We start from the raw sequence: 16,215 nt of genomic DNA on the forward strand, positions 1-16,215 counted from the left end.
CCGCTGTCCCGCCCGCGGGCGCCGGGCGTAGTTCGGGGCGGCGGCGGGTCGGGTTCTTCGTGGGCACGCTGGTGCTGTCGATCGCCGCCGGTGGGCTGGCGGGTGCGGTGACAGCAGACCAGCAGCCCGCGGCATCGATCGACCTACCGCAGGCCGCCGCACCGCCCGCCGCCGCACAGGGCTCGATCACCGCGGCCGCCGCGAGCGTGCTCCCCGGAGTGGTGTCGGTACGCGCCGGCCGCGCAACCGGATCCGGCTTCGCGATCGATCAGGAAGGACACGTCGTGACGAACGCCCACGTGGTGGAAGGAGCCGCCGATGTATCCCTGGTCCTGTCGAACGGACGTACGGTCGACGCGAACGTCATCGGATCCGACACGGACAACGACCTCGCCGTACTCCGGGTCTCCCCGTCGGACGCCGAGGGACTGCGCGCGCTCACGCTCGGCCGGTCCGCACAGCTGCGGGTCGGCGACCCGGTGCTCGCGGTCGGCTCACCCCTCGGACTGGAAGGAACGGTGACCGCCGGCATCGTCAGCGCCGTCAACCGCCAGGCCCGCTTCGGCAACGACGGCACCCGCCAGTCCGCGATCCAGACCGACGCCGCCATCAACCCCGGCAACTCCGGCGGCCCACTCGTGAACTCCGCCGGCCAGGTCGTAGGCGTCAACACCGCCATAGCCACCCTAGGCACCTCCCGCTCCGGCAACATCGGCATCGGCTTCGCGATCCCCGTGGACCGAATGACCTCAATCGTCGAAAACATGCTCGACTGATCCACCACTGAGCAGAGGTCAGGTAGTTGGCCAGGTCCTGGGCGTGCGGTGGTCCGCCGAAGCTGGCCGGTGCGGTGCGGTGCGGCGGGCGTGGTGGGTCCGGCAGTTGGGTGGGTACGGCGGGCCCGTGCGAGCGGGCCAGGCGCGCGGAGCGGGCGGAGTCCGCGCGACAGGTGTTTACGGCGGAGCGCGGTCGCTTTAGGTGAGTTGGCATGCGCTGGCGGGCGCGGGCCTGGATCAGGAGGGCGGCGAACGTGGGCCCCCCGGTGTGTTCTCGTCTGCGAGGTTCTCGGGTCAGCAGTAGAGGTGGCTGAACAAGGAGATGAGGGTGGTTGCGGGGTCGGTGTTCGGGAGTGGGTTGTAGGACAGCGTTGCCTGCTTCGTCGTGTTGTGTAGGGAGTATGTCGTGTAGCCGATGAGTTGGCCGCTGTGGCCTTCGATGGTTTGGCCGCAGGGTAGGTGGAAGCGTTGCAGGCCTGGTCCGTAGTCGAAGAGAGGCGTGGCGGCTCGGTAGTCGCGCATCTGGGTCAGGGACTCGGCGGTCAGCAGGCGGCCGCCCAGGAGTGCTTCGAAGAACGTGTTCACGTCCTGTGCGGTGGAGATCATCTCCCCGGCGGCCCAGTCGAGGGACGGGTTCATCATCGTCGCGTCGACCAGCCGGCCGTCGACCTCCGTGTAGCCGCGCGCGTGTGGACGGGGGAGTCCAGGACGGTCGCCGGGCAAGCTGGTGTCAGCGAGCCGCAGCGGCTTCAGGATCCGGTTGGTGATCTCGGTGCCGTAGGACCGTCCGGTCAACCGTTCGATCAGCAGCCCCGCGATGATGTAGTTGGTGTTCGAGTAGTGCCAGCCCTCGTCCGGTCCGAAGTACGGTTGGTGGCCGAAGGCAACCGACAGCAACTCCTCGGGCTCGAAGTGCCGGAACCGCTCGGTCCCACGCCAGCGGTTGGTGGAGAAGCCGGCGTCGTGCGCGTAGTCGTAGATCCCGCTGCGATGGTTGAGCACCTGCCGGACGGTGATGTTCTGACCGTTCGGCACGAGCCCGGGAAGATACCGGTCGAGCGGTGCGTCCAGCTCCACCTTGCCTTCGTCCACCAACTGCAGGACCACAGTCGCCACGAACGTCTTGGTGACACTGCCGATACGGAAGTACCCCGACGGCTGCGCGGCCCCAGCGGCATCGCTCCGGCTACCGTCGGACGTGTCAACAGTCAGCAGAGCGGCGGAGGCACTGCCGCTGGTCACGAGCGAGTCCAGCTGGTCCGACGGAAAACAGGTGCCAACGGCAACAGCGGTAAGGGCGGCTACGAATGCGTTCATGCCTGCGACAGTAGGCGTCCCAGACAGTCCGCCGGGATGCGGTTCGCCGCACAATCCACCTGCGGAAAACCACACCCAGCGGGTCACACAGACGCGAGGGCCACGGCGATGCGGGCGGCGAGGGTGGCATTGTTGCGAGCCAGCGCAAGATTGGCCGGGATACTGTCGCCGTCAGTCTCCTTCTCGATCCGGGCCAGGACGTACGGCGTCACAGCCGGACCCGCGACCCCTGCCTCGGCACTCGCAGCCAGCGCAGCCGTGAGTACGGCGTCGATGCGTTCGGCCGGGATCTCGTCCTCGACCGGAATCGGAGCGGTCAGCAGTACGCCGGTGTCCGGCCTGGCGCGGAAACGCAGTACGTCGCACACCGTCCGCTCGTCGTCGACGCGATGCGGGATCGGCAGCCCGCTCGACCGCGTGTAGAACGCCGGGAACCAGTCGTGCTGCCAGCCCAGCACGGGAACGCCGGCCGTCTCGAGGTACTCGAGCGTGCGCGGCAGATCGAGGAACGCCTTCGCGCCCGCGCAGACCGTGATGACGGGATGGTTGGCGATCGCGTCGAGATCGGCCGAGATGTCGCCCGTGGCGCCACGGTGTACGCCGCCGATGCCGCCGGTCGCGAACACCGGGATGCCGACCGCGTGCGCCAGAGCAACGGTGGCCGAAACAGTCGTGACCCCGACCTCCCAGCGCTGCGCCTGCGCCACTGCGAGGTCTCGCTCGGCGACCTTGCGGCTCCCTTCCAGCACGCGCTTCTCCCGGTCCGGCGAGAGACCGACCTGCGGCCGCCCGTCGAGGATCGCGGTCACGGCCGGTACGGCGCCATGGGCCAGAACGGCCTGCTTGCAGAGCTCGAGCGCCTCCGCGTTCGCGGGCGCCGGGAGGCCGAGGTTGGAGAAGATCGTCGACTCGAGCGCGACGACGGCGCGCTTCGCCGCCAGGGCCTGCGCCACGTCGTCGGACACACTGGGCTCGATCACCTGGCAGCTCCGTTCTCTTGGCTCGTCAGCGTGGCGCCGGGATTGCTCAGCACCTGCCCGGCAAGGGTATGACCGGCCTCGGTCGCCTCGACGGGTTCGGCGCCGGCGAGCACCGCGGCCAGGAATCCGGCCGTGAACGCATCACCCGCTCCGGTCGTGTCGCGCACCTCGCCGACCGGCGCCACCGGGACGGCCGCGGAGACCGCGCCGTGAATCTCGGTCGGATCCACACCGTTCTTGACCACAATCGTCGAAGCGAGGTCGCGAAGGCCGGCAGCGTCGGCCTCGACACCGTTCGCGAAGACGTACGTCGGCCGCAGGTCCGCGACCAACTCACGGAAGCGCGCCGGACCGATCGCGTCGATGAGCGCGACCGAGGACGCGTCGACGCTGACAATCGCGCCTTCGGCATGGGCGATCGCCGACGCCCGGCGCAACACGGCGAGCGGTGGGCCGGTCAGCGAGTACGCCGAGAGATGAACAGCGCTTGCCCCGGACAACCAGTCGTCGGGTACGTCGCCCAGCTCGGCCGCGGCACCGCGGTCCGGGTACATCGTGCGCTCGCCGGACGCGTCGACGAGCAGCACGATCGTCCCGGTCCGCCCGCGCCGCTGCACCTTCGCGTCGACGCCGGCGTCGGTGAGCTCTCGTACCAGCGACGTCCCGACAAGGTCGTCGCCGACCCGCCCGACGAACCTGGTCGGCACGCCCAGGCTGCTCGCGAAGACAGCGACGTTCGCAGCCGCGCCGCCCCGGGCCCGGTGGATCCGCGCCGGGTTGTCGGTGCCGGACCTGGTCGCGCCGTCCGGCCAGACGACCACGTCTTCGACCAGATCGCCGACGCACACCAAACGAACCTGTGTGGACCTGACTGTCACGACGCTCCACCTCCCGCGGCGACGCTAGGGGACGGTCGGGTCCCCGCGCGACCCCGTCGCAACGCAGTACGAGACGACCGTTGTGCGTTGCTGCGTGAATCTGCATCATAGAGTCCAACATCACGCAATCCGCTGGGTCGGAAGGAGTGGTCCGTCGTGACCGCCAAGTGGGAGTTCGTTCTTTGCGACGCATTGGCGAAGGTGCACCCGGTGCGGGAGCCGCGGCCGGTGTCCGCCGGCACCCGGTTCCAGGCGTTCCTGGGGGAGCCGGCGTCGTTCCAGCTCGCGTACCGGCCCCCGCTCGAGCCGACGTTCCGCAACCCGAGCCCGCTGCAGGTCCGGGTCGAAGGCCCCGCGGCCGACCTGGTGACTGTGTCCACTGTCGACCTCGTGCCGTGCACGTTCCTCGCCCTGCCGGGCCATGACGACGGCTACGAGTACGACGAACCCGGGCTGTACCCGGACGTACTGCGCCCGGTGCGCAACGGCGAGGCACCGGTGCGGTTCGGCAGCTGGGCGGCGCTCTGGTTCGACGTCAGTACGACAAATTCCGCGCGCACCGGCGTACAGGAGATCACCGTCGTGATCACGGACCCGGACGGTGCCGAGCTGCACCGCGAGCAGGTGTCCGTCGAGCTGACGGACCTCGAGCTGCCGCCGCTGGACATCGTGTCGAGCCACTGGATGCACCTCGACTCGCTGGCCGACCACTACGGCGTCGAGGTGTTCAGCGAGGAGCACTGGGCGATCGTCGAGCGCTTCATGGCCTCGGCGGCCGAGATGGGTGCCACGTCGCTGCTCGCACCGGTGTGGACGCCGCCGCTCGACACCGCGATCGGCTCGTACCGGACCGTCGTACAGCTGATCGACATCACGGTGACGGCGGACGGGTACCGGTTCGGCTTCGAACGGCTGCGGCGGTGGCTCGAGTTGTGCCGCCGTACCGGGATCACCGGGGTCGAGGTCGCGCACCTGTTCACGCAGTGGGGCGCGAAGGCGACGCCGGGCATCGTGGTGAGCCAGGACGGCGCGGAACCGACGCGTGCCTTCGGCTGGGACGTGCCGGCGACCGACGTACGGTACCGCGAATTGCTCGAGGCCCTGCTGCCGGCGCTGCAGGCCGTCCTCGACGAGGAGTGGGACCGCGAGCACGTGGTCTTCCACATCTCGGACGAGCCGTCCGGAGAGGACGGGCTGGCGAGCTACCTCGCCGCCAAGGAGGTCGTCGCCGATCTCCTGAAGGGCTGGACCGTCGTCGACGCGTTGAGCGAGCACTCCTTCTACACCTCGGGTGCGGTCGCGCTGCCGGTGGTCGCGACCGACCACGTCGAGCCGTTCCTGGCGGATCGGCCGGAGCGGCTGTGGGTGTACTACTGCGTCTCCCAGGACCGCGACGTCGCGAACCGCTTCATCGGTATGCCGTCGGCGCGGAACCGCGCGATCGGGCACCAGTTGTTCGCCGCCGGGGTGGACGGGTTCCTGCACTGGGGCTTCAACTTCTGGTACACGTGGCACGCGATCCGGCGGATCAACCCGTTCGAGGACACATCCGCCGGCGGCGCGTTCCCTTCCGGCGACCCGTTCGCCGTCTATCCGGGCCCGGACGGTACGCCGTGGCCGTCGCTCCGGCACCGCGTGTTCGCCCAAGCCATGTGGGACCACCGCGCCCTGCAGGCCGTCCGCGCGGCCCACGGCAACGCGGCCGCGCTCGACATCATCGACCCGGACCGCACGCTCCGCTTCAACCGCCCAGTCCTGGAGCCGGACCACTACTACGAATCCCGCCGGCGCCTGACCGAGGCTCTGACGACCGGGAGCTGACGGCAGCGACAACGGCCGCGGCAACTGCCGGGAGGACCAGCGCCAGATGGCCGAGGCCGCGGCCGACCTCACCGTCGACCAGCCAGTGGGCCAGCGAGGTGGCCCACACGGCGGCGGACCAGGCGAGGGAGAAGATCAGGGCCGGCGCGGCCAGCCGCCGGGGGAGTGCGGCCGAGACTCCCAGCAGTACGACGATCAACAGGTCCGGTAGCAGGAACGGGTTGTCGAGGCGGCGCACCGAGTCGCCGCCGAAGTTGTCGGTCGCGAAGTACGCGGCCATGAACAGCGCCAGGAAGCCCGCGACGACGCGGGCGGCGAGAAGACCGTTGCGAGTCATGTCTACAGCGTAGATCTCACAGCGGACGGCTGTCTACGGCGTAGATTGCCGCCATGAGCGATGAACGGAGACGTCGAGTGGCCCGCGGCACGCTGTCACCCGAGTCGATCGCCCGGGCCGCACTGACCCTGGGCGACCAGGACGGGCCCGAGGCGATGACCGCGCGGCGCATCGCGGCGCACCTCGGCTGCGACCCGATGACGCTGTACCGGCACTTCGCCAATCTGCGCGCCTTGCTCGACGCGGTCGCCGACCTCGCCGTCGCGGACGTGGTTCTGCCCGACGACTCCGCACCGTGGGCGGACCGACTCCGCGAGACGCTCAGCAATGCCCGGCAGACGGCACTCGCGCATCCGGGCATCGCGCCTCACATCGCCGCCCGTCCACCGCTTGGTCCTCACGGCCGGCAGATCGGGCGGGTGCTGGTCGGCGCGCTGCGGGACGCGGGCCTCAGCGAAGACGACACGGCGGCGACAAGCCAGGTCCTGGTCGCGTACCTGTCCAGCGCGATCGCCATGGCGGTGGCGACTCAGGGGCAACGGGACGACCGCTGGACGGAGGCTGCGGACGCCCTCCGGAGCATCAGTGAGGTGTCCACAGATCGCATGCCGCCGGCCGGCTCGGTCCAGCAGTTCACCCTGGGACTGGACCTGCTGATCGACGGCCTGCGGGTGCGAACCGGGACCTACTGACGGGGTCCCGCGGCGCGGCGGAGGCGGTTGGCGATGGCAAGGCCCAGTCCCTGCTCGTCCGGCAGGTAGGCGATGACCAGATCGCACCCGCGTTCGTCGAATTCACGAAGGAGCTTGAACAGGCTGCGCGCGTAGTCGTCCATCGACTCCGGGACCTGCACCACGGCATGCGCCCGCACCGGGACTCCGGCCGACGAAGGCGGGACGAGGGCACCCACCCGGTGCCCCAGGTCCTGCGCCTGCTCGGCTTCGGCGACGACCTTCTCCGCCTCGACGAGTACGACGCGCGCCCGCGGCGCGTAGTGCGACGGGTGCTGCCCGGGGACGCGGACCGTGCTCTTCGACGGCACCTCGACCGGATAGCCGAGCACCTCTTCGAGGTCCTCGCGCGTCACCCCGCCGGGCCGCAGTACGCGCGGTACGTCGCCGGTGACATCCACGATGGTCGACTCGAGCCCGACCTGGCAGGCCCCGCCGTCGAGCACGCAATCAACAGCATCGCCGAGCTCTGTACGCACGTGATCGGCCGTGGTGGGACTGACCGACCCGAACCGGTTGGCCGACGGCGCGGCCACGCCGCCACCGAAGGCGGCCAGCAGCTCGAGCGTCACGGGATGGTTCGGCACCCGTACGGCGACCGTCTCCAGACCACCGGTCACCTCGAGTGGCACCCGCCGGCTCCGCCTCAGCACCAGCGTCAACGGGCCCGGCCAGAACCGCTCCGCCAGCAGCCGCGCGGCCGGCGGCACGCTCTCGACCCAGTCATCGAGGTACTGCGCTCCGCCGAGGTGAACGATCAGCGGGTGGGAGGACGGCCGCCCCTTGGCCGCGAAGATCCGCGCCACCGCGGCAGGGTCCTCCGCGTTCGCCGCCAACCCGTACACGGTCTCGGTCGGCACAGCTACCAACCCACCACGGCGCAGCACCTCGGCCGCGCGCTCGATCTCATCATTTCTCACGGACACTCTGGCGATTCTCCCACCCCCGCCGCGGTGGTCGTCCGGGCGGGTGATTGGAGGTGGGTACCGGTTCGAGCAGGTCTCGTCGAAGGAGGGGATTGCTGTGAACACTGCGCTCTGGATCTCGATCGCTGTGCTGGTGTGCCTGGCCGCCGGCCGGGTCTGGCTCGGGTACCACTTCGGCGAACTGCGCCACGCCAAGCGCCGCATCCGCCCACACTGAGCCGTCAACCGCTGACGTCGCGCGGCAGCGTCCGGAAGGCGGTCGCCGCGCCGAGCAGGAGCAGTACGGCGCCGACCAGGAAGGCGAGCGAGAAGCCGCTGGTCATTGCCGATTCCGTGGACCGGGACGACACGGCAGAGGTCCGGAACGCGGCCGCGGTAGCCAGCACGGTGAGAACCAACGCGCCGCCGAGATGGGTCGAGGTCTGCAGTAGCCCCGAGGCCAAGCCCTTCTCGCCGTCGCTCACGCCGGTCAGCCCCTGCGACGTGAGTGGCACGAAGGCCGCCGCGAACGTGAACCCGGACACCAGGAACGCGACCAGCAGCACTACGAGCTCCTCGCTGCGCCACGCGAGCAGCAGGAAGGTCGCCGCTGTCACGGACATGCTGATCACAGCGGTACGCCGTACGCCCGTCCTGCCGATCAGGTGCGGAGTGATCACTCCGCCCGCGCAGGCGGAGACCGCCAAGGGCACGTACAGCAGGCCGGTGTGCAAGGCGTCGTACCCGAGCACCTGCTGCAGGTTCAACGTGCTGAGGAACATCAGCCCGCCGAACCCGCCCGCGTTCGCGCTGATCGCGAGGTTCGCCCCGGACAGCGGACGATGCCGGAAGACGTCGAGCCGCACCAGCGGATCCCGCGTCCGGCGCTCGACCCGCACGAACAGGATCAGCACGCCGCACGCCGCCACGAGCAACGGCACGGCCGTCAGGTCCCGGTGCTGGAGCTGGACGATCCCCAGGGACAACGCCGCGAACCCCACCGCCGCGAGGACGGCGCCGCGCACATCCAGCCGTGCGGCGTGGTCGTCGCGGCTCTCCGGCAGCGCCGCCGGGGCCAGCGCCGCGGCGAGCAGACCGACCGGAACGATGACGAAGAAGCACCACGGCCAGCCGAGCGTCGCGGTCAGTACGCCGCCGAGTACCAGGCCCGCGACCATCGAGACGTCCATCGTCGCCGACAGATAGCCGAGCGCCGCCTGACGATCACGCTCACGTCGGTACACCGCCGACAGGATCGCGAGCGCCGCCGGCACCGCGAACGCGGCGCCCAGCCCTTGCAGCGCACGCAGCGGTAACAGTACGGCGACATCGCGCGCGAGACCCGCCCCGGCGGACGCGAGCGTGAAGACGGTCAGCCCCCAGACCAGGACCCGGCGGCGGCCGAAGAAGTCGGCGGCACGGCCGCCCACCAGCAGGAACGCGCCCAGCGTGAGGGTGTACGCCGTCACGACCCATTGCAGCTGCGGGGCCGCGACCTGCAGATCGCGTTGGATGGCGGGCAGCGCCACGGTGACCACGGTGCCGTCCAGGGTGACCAGCAGGTCCGCCGCGCAGACCGTCAGCAGAACCTTGTCCAGCGCCGGTGATCGCTCCACCTGGCTTCCGGTGCCGCGTCGGCCGCCCTCCAAACCGGCTTGCTCAGTTGAAGCCGCTGCGCTGGGTGTCCTCGCCGGCCACGCGGACGCCGTACCGGTAGGCGAGCTTCCCGCCGAGCCAGCCTGAGACACCGAGCGCTGCCAGGGACACCACGCTGAGAGCGAACGTTCCGACGCCCGCCGCGTCGTACCCTTGCGAGGCCCGTACGGCGAAGTTGATCGCGTACAGGACTACGACGGACAGGTTGAGTGTCATGTGCGTGAGGCCTGTCGTGAACGCCTTGGTCCTACGGGGGATCACCAGCAGGTCCATCAGGCCGAAGATCGCGGCCAGTACCGCTCCGACGATGCCGACGCCGATCAGCCAATAGGCGCCCTCGGCAAACGTGGCCTCCTTCGAGGCGCTGGCCAGCGCGACGACGTCGAACACCAGGCTGGCGACCCAGGCGCCGATCGGAACGGTCACCATGACCGGGTGGAACGGGTGCCCGTACGGACCGGCGAGCGCGGTCTTCGGCTGCTTGGCCCGCTGCAGTGAAGCGTCCATGGTCCCTCCTCGAGGAGCGCGCCCGCGATGCCTGTACCGGCGCGGCAGGCGTTCTACCGCGCAAGTACCCCTCCGGTGAAGCGGATGAACCTCAGCTGCGGCCAGGGAAGGACAGGACCGGGTGTGGGACGGTCAAGCCGACGAGGTCGTTCGGGTGCGGGACGCGGTGCCCGGGGACGCGGGCGATCAGCTGGGTGCTGCTGTTGGGCAGGCTGAGGCGAACCATCGCGTCCGGGCCGTGGTAGGCGACCGACACGACGTGTGCGGTCAGGGCGCCGTTGGGCTCTTCGAGGACCAGCTGCTCGGGTCGCACCATGACCAGCACCTCCCCGGTGGCGGGTTCGGCGAGCGTAAGAACGCCGAGGTCGCAGTCCACGATCGGCCCCGCGGCCTGGCCGGTGAACAGCATGGTGTCGCCGAGGAAGCTGCCGACCTCGGGTGTCGCCGGGGCGGCGTACACCTCGGCGGGGCCGCCGATCTGCGCGAACCGGCCGTCGAACATGACCGCCACCTGATCCGCGAACGAGAGCGCCTCCGCCTGGTCGTGGGTCACGAGCACGGTCGTGGCCCCGCGGGCCGCGAGGGCGGTGAGCGTGGCCTCCCGGGTCGAGGCGCGGAGCGCGGTGTCGAGCGACGAGAACGGCTCGTCGAGCAGTACGACGTCCGGTTCGCGCGCGAGCGCCCGCGCGAGGGCGACGCGCTGCTGCTGCCCGCCGGACAGCTGGTCGGGGCGGCGCCTGGCGAGATCGGGGGACAGGCCAACGAGTTCGAGCAGCGGCCCGACCTGGGTCGCACGCCGCCGTTCGGCCCGCGGCAGCCCGAAGAGAATGTTGCCGGTGACATCGAGATGCGGGAACAGCGCGCCGTCCTGCCGGACGTAGCCGATCCCGCGCTGCTCGGGGGCGACCATCGTCTGCGCGCTGGTGAGCACCTTGTCGCCGACCTGGATGGTGCCGCCGCTCGGGCGGACGAATCCGGCGAGTGCCCGGAGCAACGTGGTCTTGCCGCTGCCGGACGGGCCGAGCACGGCGGTGGTGGTCCCCGGCCGTACCTCCAGGCCGACGCGGTCGAGGACGGGCGGACCGCCGTACCCGACGGTCAGGTCGCTGATCACGATGCCCGTCATCGCTGGTCCAGGATCTGCCGGCGCAACAGCACGGTGAGCGGCACCGAGAGGGCGATCATCCCCGCGGCGTACGGCGCACTCGCGACGTAGTCGAGCTCGTCACTGGCCGACCAGAACGCCGTGGCGAGCGTCTCGGTCCCGGTCGGTGCGAGCAGCAGCGTGGCCGTCAGTTCGGTGACCGTAGCCAGGAACGTCAGCACGAACCCGGTCAGCGCCGACGGCAGCACGAGCGGCAGCACCACCCGCACGAAGGTGCCGAACCCTGAGACCCCGAGCGAACGGGACGCCTCGATCAGTTCGGTCGGTGCCGCCGCGAGGCCAGAACGCCAGGACACCATCGCGCGCGGCAGGAACAGGATCGCGTACGCCGCCACCGCCAGCGCCGCGGTCTGGTACACGGGCCGCGCCCACTGCACCGCCAGCGTCACCAGGGCGAGGCCGATGACGACGCCGGGCAGCGCACTCGACACGTACGTCACCCGCTCCAGGCCGATCGCTGCCCGCGAGGGATACCTGTGCAACAGCCAGGCCCCGGGCAGCGCGGCGACGGTCGTGACCAGCCCGGCGAGGACCGCGAGCCCGACGCTCGATCCCGTTGCTGCCAGCAACGGCCCGGCGTCGATGGCACTGGTCGAGACAGCTCGCGCCAGCCACCGTACGACGATCGCGCCGGGTACGGCGACCGCCAACCCGACGAGGACCGCGAGCCCGGCGACCGTCGGCACGGTCCACGCCCCGAGCCGATGCGCGACCGGCCGCCGACCGGTCCCAGGCCCGAGGCGAGCGATCCGTGTCTTCCCGCGGAACAGCACCTCGACGGTCAGGAATCCAAGACACAACAGCGCGAGCACCGCCGCGAGCAGGCTGCCGGCGGCGTTGCTGAACCCGACCGCGAACTGCTGCAGGATCGACGTCGTGAAGGTCGGGTACCGCATCATCTGCAGCACACCGAACTCGGCCAGCAGATGCAGCGCCACGAGCAACGAGCCCCCGGCGACGGCCGGCCGCAGTTGCGGCAGTACGACGCGGCGTACGGCGTCCCACCCGGACGAACCGAGCGACCGCGCAGAGTCGAGGTGGTCCTGGTCGAGCGCCCGCAGCAGCGCGGCGACGGGCAGGAACACGAACGGGTAGTACGCGAGCGTGGTGATGAAGACAGCGCCACCGAGGCCCTGCACCGACGGCAGCACGGAGGTCCAGGCGTAGCTGCTCACGAACGCCGGAATGGCCAGCGGCATCAGCAACAACGCCCGCCAGACCCCTGCGCCCGGCAGCGTCGTCCGCTCGACCAGCCACGCCGCGCCGCACCCGAGGAACACCGTCAGCGGCACCGTCAGCGCCACCAGCAGCAGCGTGTTGCGCAGCAGCTCGGCAGTCCTCGGCCGGAACAACAACCGCGAGGCCTCGGCGCTACCTGCGGACAGGGCCTGGCCGAAGACCACGAACAGCGGGGCCACCACGAGAGCGGCGACCAGTACGGCGCCGATCACCACGACCAGCGGCGCCCTGGCGGATCGCCGGCCGGTGACGGCCGGGGCGTCCGCGAGCGGTTCGTCGTACCGGACGACGGTTTCAGAGAATGCCGGCATCGGTCATCAGCGTGGTCACTTGGTCGGAGCTGAGCGTGAACGGGTCGACCGGCGGCGCCTGCAGCGTGGCGAGCGGCGGCAACGCCGGTGCGGACGGTACGCCGACGCCGACGGCATACTCCATCGACTTCGAGTCGACCAGGACCTGCTGGCCGGCCTTGCTGGTGATGTATTGGAGGAACTTGCGGGCCTCGTCGGGCTTCTTCGCGCCGGCCAGTACGGCGCCGCCCGACAGCGACACGAAGGCGCCGGGGTCCTGGTTGCGGAAGTAGTGCAGCTTGGTGTTGCCGCTGCCCTCCTTGGTGCCGGCCTGGTCGCGGTACCAGTAGTAGTGGTAGATCACGCCGCACGGGATCTCGCCCGCGTTGACCGACTTCATCGTCGCGATGTTGTTCTGCAGGGCTCGCGCGTTGGTCTTCAGGCCCTTGAGCCAGTCCTTGGTCTTCTGCTCGCCCTGGCCGGCGAGCATGCCGGCGACGATCGCCTGGAAGTCCGCGCCGCCCGGCGCGCACCCCCAGCGGTCCTTCCACTCCGGGCCTGCGAGATCCATCAGCGACTTCGGCAGCTCGGTCGGGGGGAGCTTGGACGGGTTGTAGACCAGCACGGTGGAGCGGGCCGCGATCGACGTCCACGCCTTCGACGACGGAGTCAGGTCGGCCGGCACCTGGCGGGCAGTGGCCTCCTCGAGCGGGGCCAGCAGCTTGTTCCGCTCGACCAGCGTCATCGCGGGGCTGTTCTCGGTGAGGAACACGTCGGCGGGGGACTCGGCGCCCTCGGCCACGAGCTGGTGACCCATCGACGAGTCGCCGCCCTTGCGGATCTGCACCTTGATCCCGGTGTCCTTGGTGAAGGCCTCGACCCACGCCTTGGTCAGGTTCTCGTGCTGGGCGGAGTACACCTGCAGCGCGCCGGGATCGGCGACGTACCCGTTGTCGTCGGACTTGGAACCGCATCCCACGAGCGTCGCGGTGCCGAGCGCGCCGAGTCCGGTCAGGAATGTACGTCGACGCATGGTCGGTCCCTTCTGAGGAGGCGTGCCGTGCGCGGACGCCGGATCGGTGTGTCGCCGGTGGGCGCGGGCAGCCGCAGGAGGCGCAGGACAGCGGTACTGAGGGCGCAGTACCCGACGCCGACGGCGAGCGCGGCGGCGAACTGGGTGTGCGGCTGGTCGAAGAAGACGAAGACCTGGAACTGCACGAGGTAGATGTGCAACGAGGCGGCGGCCAGGATGCCGAGCGGCCGCACGAGCGGCTTCGGTACCGGCAGAGCGGGGACCAGGGCCAGCAGGATCAGGCCACCGATCACGATCGCGGTGCGCTGCCACGCGGGGAAGAAGCCGATCGCTGCCGCGGCGGCGACGGCTGCCGTGATCATCGCGCGGCGTCGGGTGTCCGCGACCGCCATCGCGATCCCGGCGACGAACAGCCAGGCGACGGTTCCGGGCAGTCCGCGGACCGGGCCGTCGACCAGGGCGAGCACGAGGTAGCGCGGCACCAGCAACAGGGCCAGGACGGCCATCGCCGTTCGCCACGGGTCTGCGCCGTACGCCGCCTTCAGCCGGGGGATCGCCAGCAAGGCCGTCGCCACCGTCGAGAGGATCAGCAGCGCTTCGACGAACCAGAAGAGGTTGATGAACTGCGGCCGCACCAGCCAGTGCACCAGGGCGAGGGTCGACCAATGGATCGCGCGGAACCCGAAGAGCAGCACGGCGGCGACGACGATCGTCGGTGCCCCGACGGTGATCGCGATCCGGGCGGTACGCCGTACCCGGTCGGCCGTCGTCCGCGCCGCGAGGACGTAACGCGCGAACAGGAAGCCGCCCACCGCGAGCAGGATGTGCGCACCGCCGGCCAGCCGGAACAGCCCGACATGGCTGCCGCAGATCGTGAGTACGGCGACTCCGCGCAGGAGCACGGACATCTCGACGGGTTGGGTGAGCGCGCGGCGCCGCGGACGGTCCCGGTGCCGGGCCGCGAGGGCCACGAGGTCGCGGACCGGCCGGTGGTGCCAGTCGGCGGGCAGCGTGCCGACCAGCCGGGTGAGGCCGAGTGACGCCTTGACGTGGTTGAACGAGTCGCCGCCGAGCTCGGCGAACGAACGGTCGAGGTCGATGTCCCGGCGGCCGACCAGCGGTGCGAGCAGCTGGGTGACCGCGGCGAGCGAGTCTCCGTGCTGGTCCGCCTTGCCGGAGTCGGTGGCAGCGTGCAGGGCCGCGCAGCCTCGCCGGTCGACCTTGCCGTTGGGCAGCAGCGGAAGGGCATCGACCTCACGCACGGACACGACCGAGACGCCTAGCCCGGCAGCGGCTGCTGCCTGCCGCTGTACTGCATCGCGGTTCGCATCCTGGCTCGCGACAGTGACCTGCAGCTGCTCGTCGGTGCCGGTGATGCAGCTGGGGACGCCGTCGGCGCGCAGCGCCCGCTCGACCTGCCCGAGGTCGATGCGGATGCCCATGATCTTCACGTGGTCCGAGCGGCGTCCGACGATCCGGACCAGACCCTCGTCGTCGATCCGCGCAAGGTCCCCGGTGCGCAGCTCGTCGTGCATCCGGCCCAGTGCGAGGTCGTCCGGGTGTTCGGCGTACCCGAGCATCACCCCGGGACCGGTGAAGACGAGCTCACCGACCGGTTCGCCGCGGGCGGGCTGCTCGATCGACGCGGTGTCGAGCCGGAACGCCGAGCCGGCGATCGGCCAGCCGACGGCGTCGGGGTAGCGGGCCGCGAGTTCCGGCGGCAGCACGGCCATCCGCGCGGTGGCCTCGGTCTGCCCGTACATCACCGCAAGTCCCCAGCCGTCCCTCTCGCCCCGCGCCGCCAGCTCCCGCACCCGCGACGGCGACAGCGCGCCGCCCGCCTGGGCGAGCAGCCGCAGCGACGGCAGGTCGTCCAGGATCCCCTGTACGTCGAGGAGATCGGCGACATGCGGCGTCGCCGGCAACAGCGTGACCTGCTGGGTCCGTAGCTCCGGGCCGAACGCCGGATCGGTCACCGATCCGGCCCACAGCACCGTGGTCGCGCCCGCACGGAGCTGTGCGTGCAGCACCGACAGGCCGAAGCAGTAGTGCAGCGGGAGCGAGGTGATCGCGCGATCCGTCGGGGTGATCGAGAGCGCCGCGGCGATCGCGTCGGCGTTGCTGATCACGTTGGTGTGGCTGAGCCGGACCAGCTTCGGTGACCCGGTGCTGCCCGAGGTGCTGAGCAGGAGCGCGAGATCCGGATGCAGGAGGTGCCGCGGCTCGCCGGCTCCGTCGAAGGTCCCGTCGCCACGGAGCCAGAGGTCCGGGGGATAGGCATCGGTGATCGACACCTGGTCCGTTGGGGTCACCAGCGGAACGTGGCCGGCCCGCAGTACGGCGAGGTAGCCGAGCACCAGCTGACGCTCCGCGGCGAGCGGAACGTGCACCAGCCGGCGTCCGGTCCGGACCGGTGGCAACGTGGCCGCAAGCGTGTCGACCTGGTGGGAAAGCGCTTGGTAGCTGAGCGATCCGGCACCGTCGACGAGCGCGGAACGCTGGGCGTCGGCCGATGCGGGCACGAGGACCGTGGCTGAAGCCCGCTTGAAGTCCAGCGGGAGCACGATGGTTAGGCTAACC

Annotated in this window: 14 protein-coding genes; 3 read left to right on the forward strand and 11 right to left on the reverse strand. The window is 70.6% G+C overall.

From position 1 onward, the window contains the following. Positions 1-59 precede the first annotated feature (59 nt). On the forward strand, positions 60-776 hold the full coding sequence (locus ABN611_RS29715) for a trypsin-like peptidase domain-containing protein (protein ID WP_350275558.1): 717 nt from the start codon (positions 60-62) through the stop codon (positions 774-776). Between the two features lie 294 nt (positions 777-1,070). On the opposite strand, the gene ABN611_RS29720 is transcribed toward ABN611_RS29715, so the two are convergent. From ABN611_RS29720 to ABN611_RS29730, 3 genes are all read right to left on the reverse strand, one after another. Next, positions 1,071-2,093 carry a serine hydrolase domain-containing protein gene (locus ABN611_RS29720; protein ID WP_350275559.1) on the reverse strand — a complete coding sequence of 341 codons (1,023 nt, stop codon included), beginning with the start codon at positions 2,091-2,093 and terminating at the stop codon, positions 1,071-1,073. Between the two features lie 83 nt (positions 2,094-2,176). Then, on the reverse strand, positions 2,177-3,073 hold the full coding sequence (locus ABN611_RS29725; RefSeq protein ID WP_350275560.1) for a pseudouridine-5'-phosphate glycosidase: 897 nt from the start codon (positions 3,071-3,073) through the stop codon (positions 2,177-2,179). Then, entirely contained in the window at positions 3,070-3,951 is an 882-nt protein-coding gene (locus ABN611_RS29730; RefSeq protein WP_350275561.1) for a carbohydrate kinase family protein, read from the reverse strand. Before ABN611_RS29730 ends, ABN611_RS29725 begins: the two co-directional genes overlap by 4 nt. A gap of 156 nt (positions 3,952-4,107) precedes the next feature. On the opposite strand from ABN611_RS29730, the gene ABN611_RS29735 reads away from it, so the two are divergent. Next, positions 4,108-5,772: a DUF4091 domain-containing protein gene (locus ABN611_RS29735; protein ID WP_350275562.1), complete on the forward strand. Its 1,665-nt coding sequence runs from the start codon at positions 4,108-4,110 to the stop codon at positions 5,770-5,772. On the opposite strand, the gene ABN611_RS29740 is transcribed toward ABN611_RS29735, so the two are convergent. After that, entirely contained in the window at positions 5,693-6,109 is a 417-nt protein-coding gene (locus tag ABN611_RS29740) for a hypothetical protein (protein WP_350275563.1), read from the reverse strand. The genes ABN611_RS29735 and ABN611_RS29740 overlap by 80 nt on opposite strands. Positions 6,110-6,162: 53 nt before the next feature. Between ABN611_RS29740 and ABN611_RS29745 the strand changes: the two genes are divergently transcribed. Further along, positions 6,163-6,801 (forward strand): TetR/AcrR family transcriptional regulator C-terminal domain-containing protein, encoded by a 639-nt coding sequence (locus tag ABN611_RS29745; RefSeq protein WP_350275564.1) that lies wholly within the window; start codon positions 6,163-6,165, stop codon positions 6,799-6,801. Here ABN611_RS29745 and ABN611_RS29750 read toward each other — a convergent pair. The 7 genes from ABN611_RS29750 to ABN611_RS29780 form a co-directional block, all read right to left on the reverse strand. Then, a complete protein-coding gene (locus ABN611_RS29750; protein ID WP_350275565.1) occupies positions 6,795-7,760 on the reverse strand; it encodes an L-threonylcarbamoyladenylate synthase in 966 nt (321 codons plus the stop codon). The genes ABN611_RS29745 and ABN611_RS29750 overlap by 7 nt on opposite strands. A 227-nt stretch (positions 7,761-7,987) precedes the next feature. Next, a complete protein-coding gene (locus tag ABN611_RS29755; RefSeq protein ID WP_350275566.1) occupies positions 7,988-9,361 on the reverse strand; it encodes an MFS transporter in 1,374 nt (457 codons plus the stop codon). Positions 9,362-9,404: 43 nt separating this feature from the next. Further along, entirely contained in the window at positions 9,405-9,908 is a 504-nt protein-coding gene (locus tag ABN611_RS29760) for a DUF2231 domain-containing protein (protein ID WP_350275567.1), read from the reverse strand. A gap of 91 nt (positions 9,909-9,999) precedes the next feature. Next, positions 10,000-11,034, reverse strand: coding sequence for an ABC transporter ATP-binding protein (locus ABN611_RS29765; RefSeq protein WP_350275568.1), 1,035 nt, complete (start codon positions 11,032-11,034; stop codon positions 10,000-10,002). Beyond that, positions 11,031-12,623, reverse strand: a complete 1,593-nt coding sequence (locus ABN611_RS29770; protein WP_350275569.1) for an iron ABC transporter permease — start codon at positions 12,621-12,623, stop codon at positions 11,031-11,033. Before ABN611_RS29770 ends, ABN611_RS29765 begins: the two co-directional genes overlap by 4 nt. Then, the gene (locus ABN611_RS29775; RefSeq protein ID WP_350275570.1) at positions 12,607-13,635 is read right to left on the reverse strand and encodes an iron ABC transporter substrate-binding protein; all 1,029 of its coding nucleotides are present in this window, start codon (positions 13,633-13,635) and stop codon (positions 12,607-12,609) included. The genes ABN611_RS29770 and ABN611_RS29775 overlap by 17 nt, the downstream gene beginning before the upstream one ends. Beyond that, positions 13,614-16,199: an AMP-binding protein gene (locus ABN611_RS29780; protein ID WP_350275571.1), complete on the reverse strand. Its 2,586-nt coding sequence runs from the start codon at positions 16,197-16,199 to the stop codon at positions 13,614-13,616. The genes ABN611_RS29775 and ABN611_RS29780 overlap by 22 nt, the downstream gene beginning before the upstream one ends. Positions 16,200-16,215 lie beyond the last annotated feature (16 nt).

This window comes from Kribbella sp. HUAS MG21, assembly GCF_040254265.1.
Classification (GTDB): domain Bacteria; phylum Actinomycetota; class Actinomycetes; order Propionibacteriales; family Kribbellaceae; genus Kribbella.

Excerpts from the sequence above, each read along its gene's own strand:
- ABN611_RS29740 (WP_350275563.1), bottom strand. The coding sequence starts at position 6,109 with ATGACTCGCAACGGTCTTCTCGCCGCCCGCGTCGTCGCGGGCTTCCTG.
- ABN611_RS29765 (WP_350275568.1), bottom strand. The coding sequence starts at position 11,034 with ATGACGGGCATCGTGATCAGCGACCTGACCGTCGGGTACGGCGGTCCG.
- ABN611_RS29770 (WP_350275569.1), bottom strand. The coding sequence starts at position 12,623 with ATGCCGGCATTCTCTGAAACCGTCGTCCGGTACGACGAACCGCTCGCG.
- ABN611_RS29745 (WP_350275564.1), top strand. The coding sequence starts at position 6,163 with ATGAGCGATGAACGGAGACGTCGAGTGGCCCGCGGCACGCTGTCACCC.
- ABN611_RS29775 (WP_350275570.1), bottom strand. The coding sequence starts at position 13,635 with ATGCGTCGACGTACATTCCTGACCGGACTCGGCGCGCTCGGCACCGCG.
- ABN611_RS29720 (WP_350275559.1), bottom strand. The coding sequence starts at position 2,093 with ATGAACGCATTCGTAGCCGCCCTTACCGCTGTTGCCGTTGGCACCTGT.
- ABN611_RS29760 (WP_350275567.1), bottom strand. The coding sequence starts at position 9,908 with ATGGACGCTTCACTGCAGCGGGCCAAGCAGCCGAAGACCGCGCTCGCC.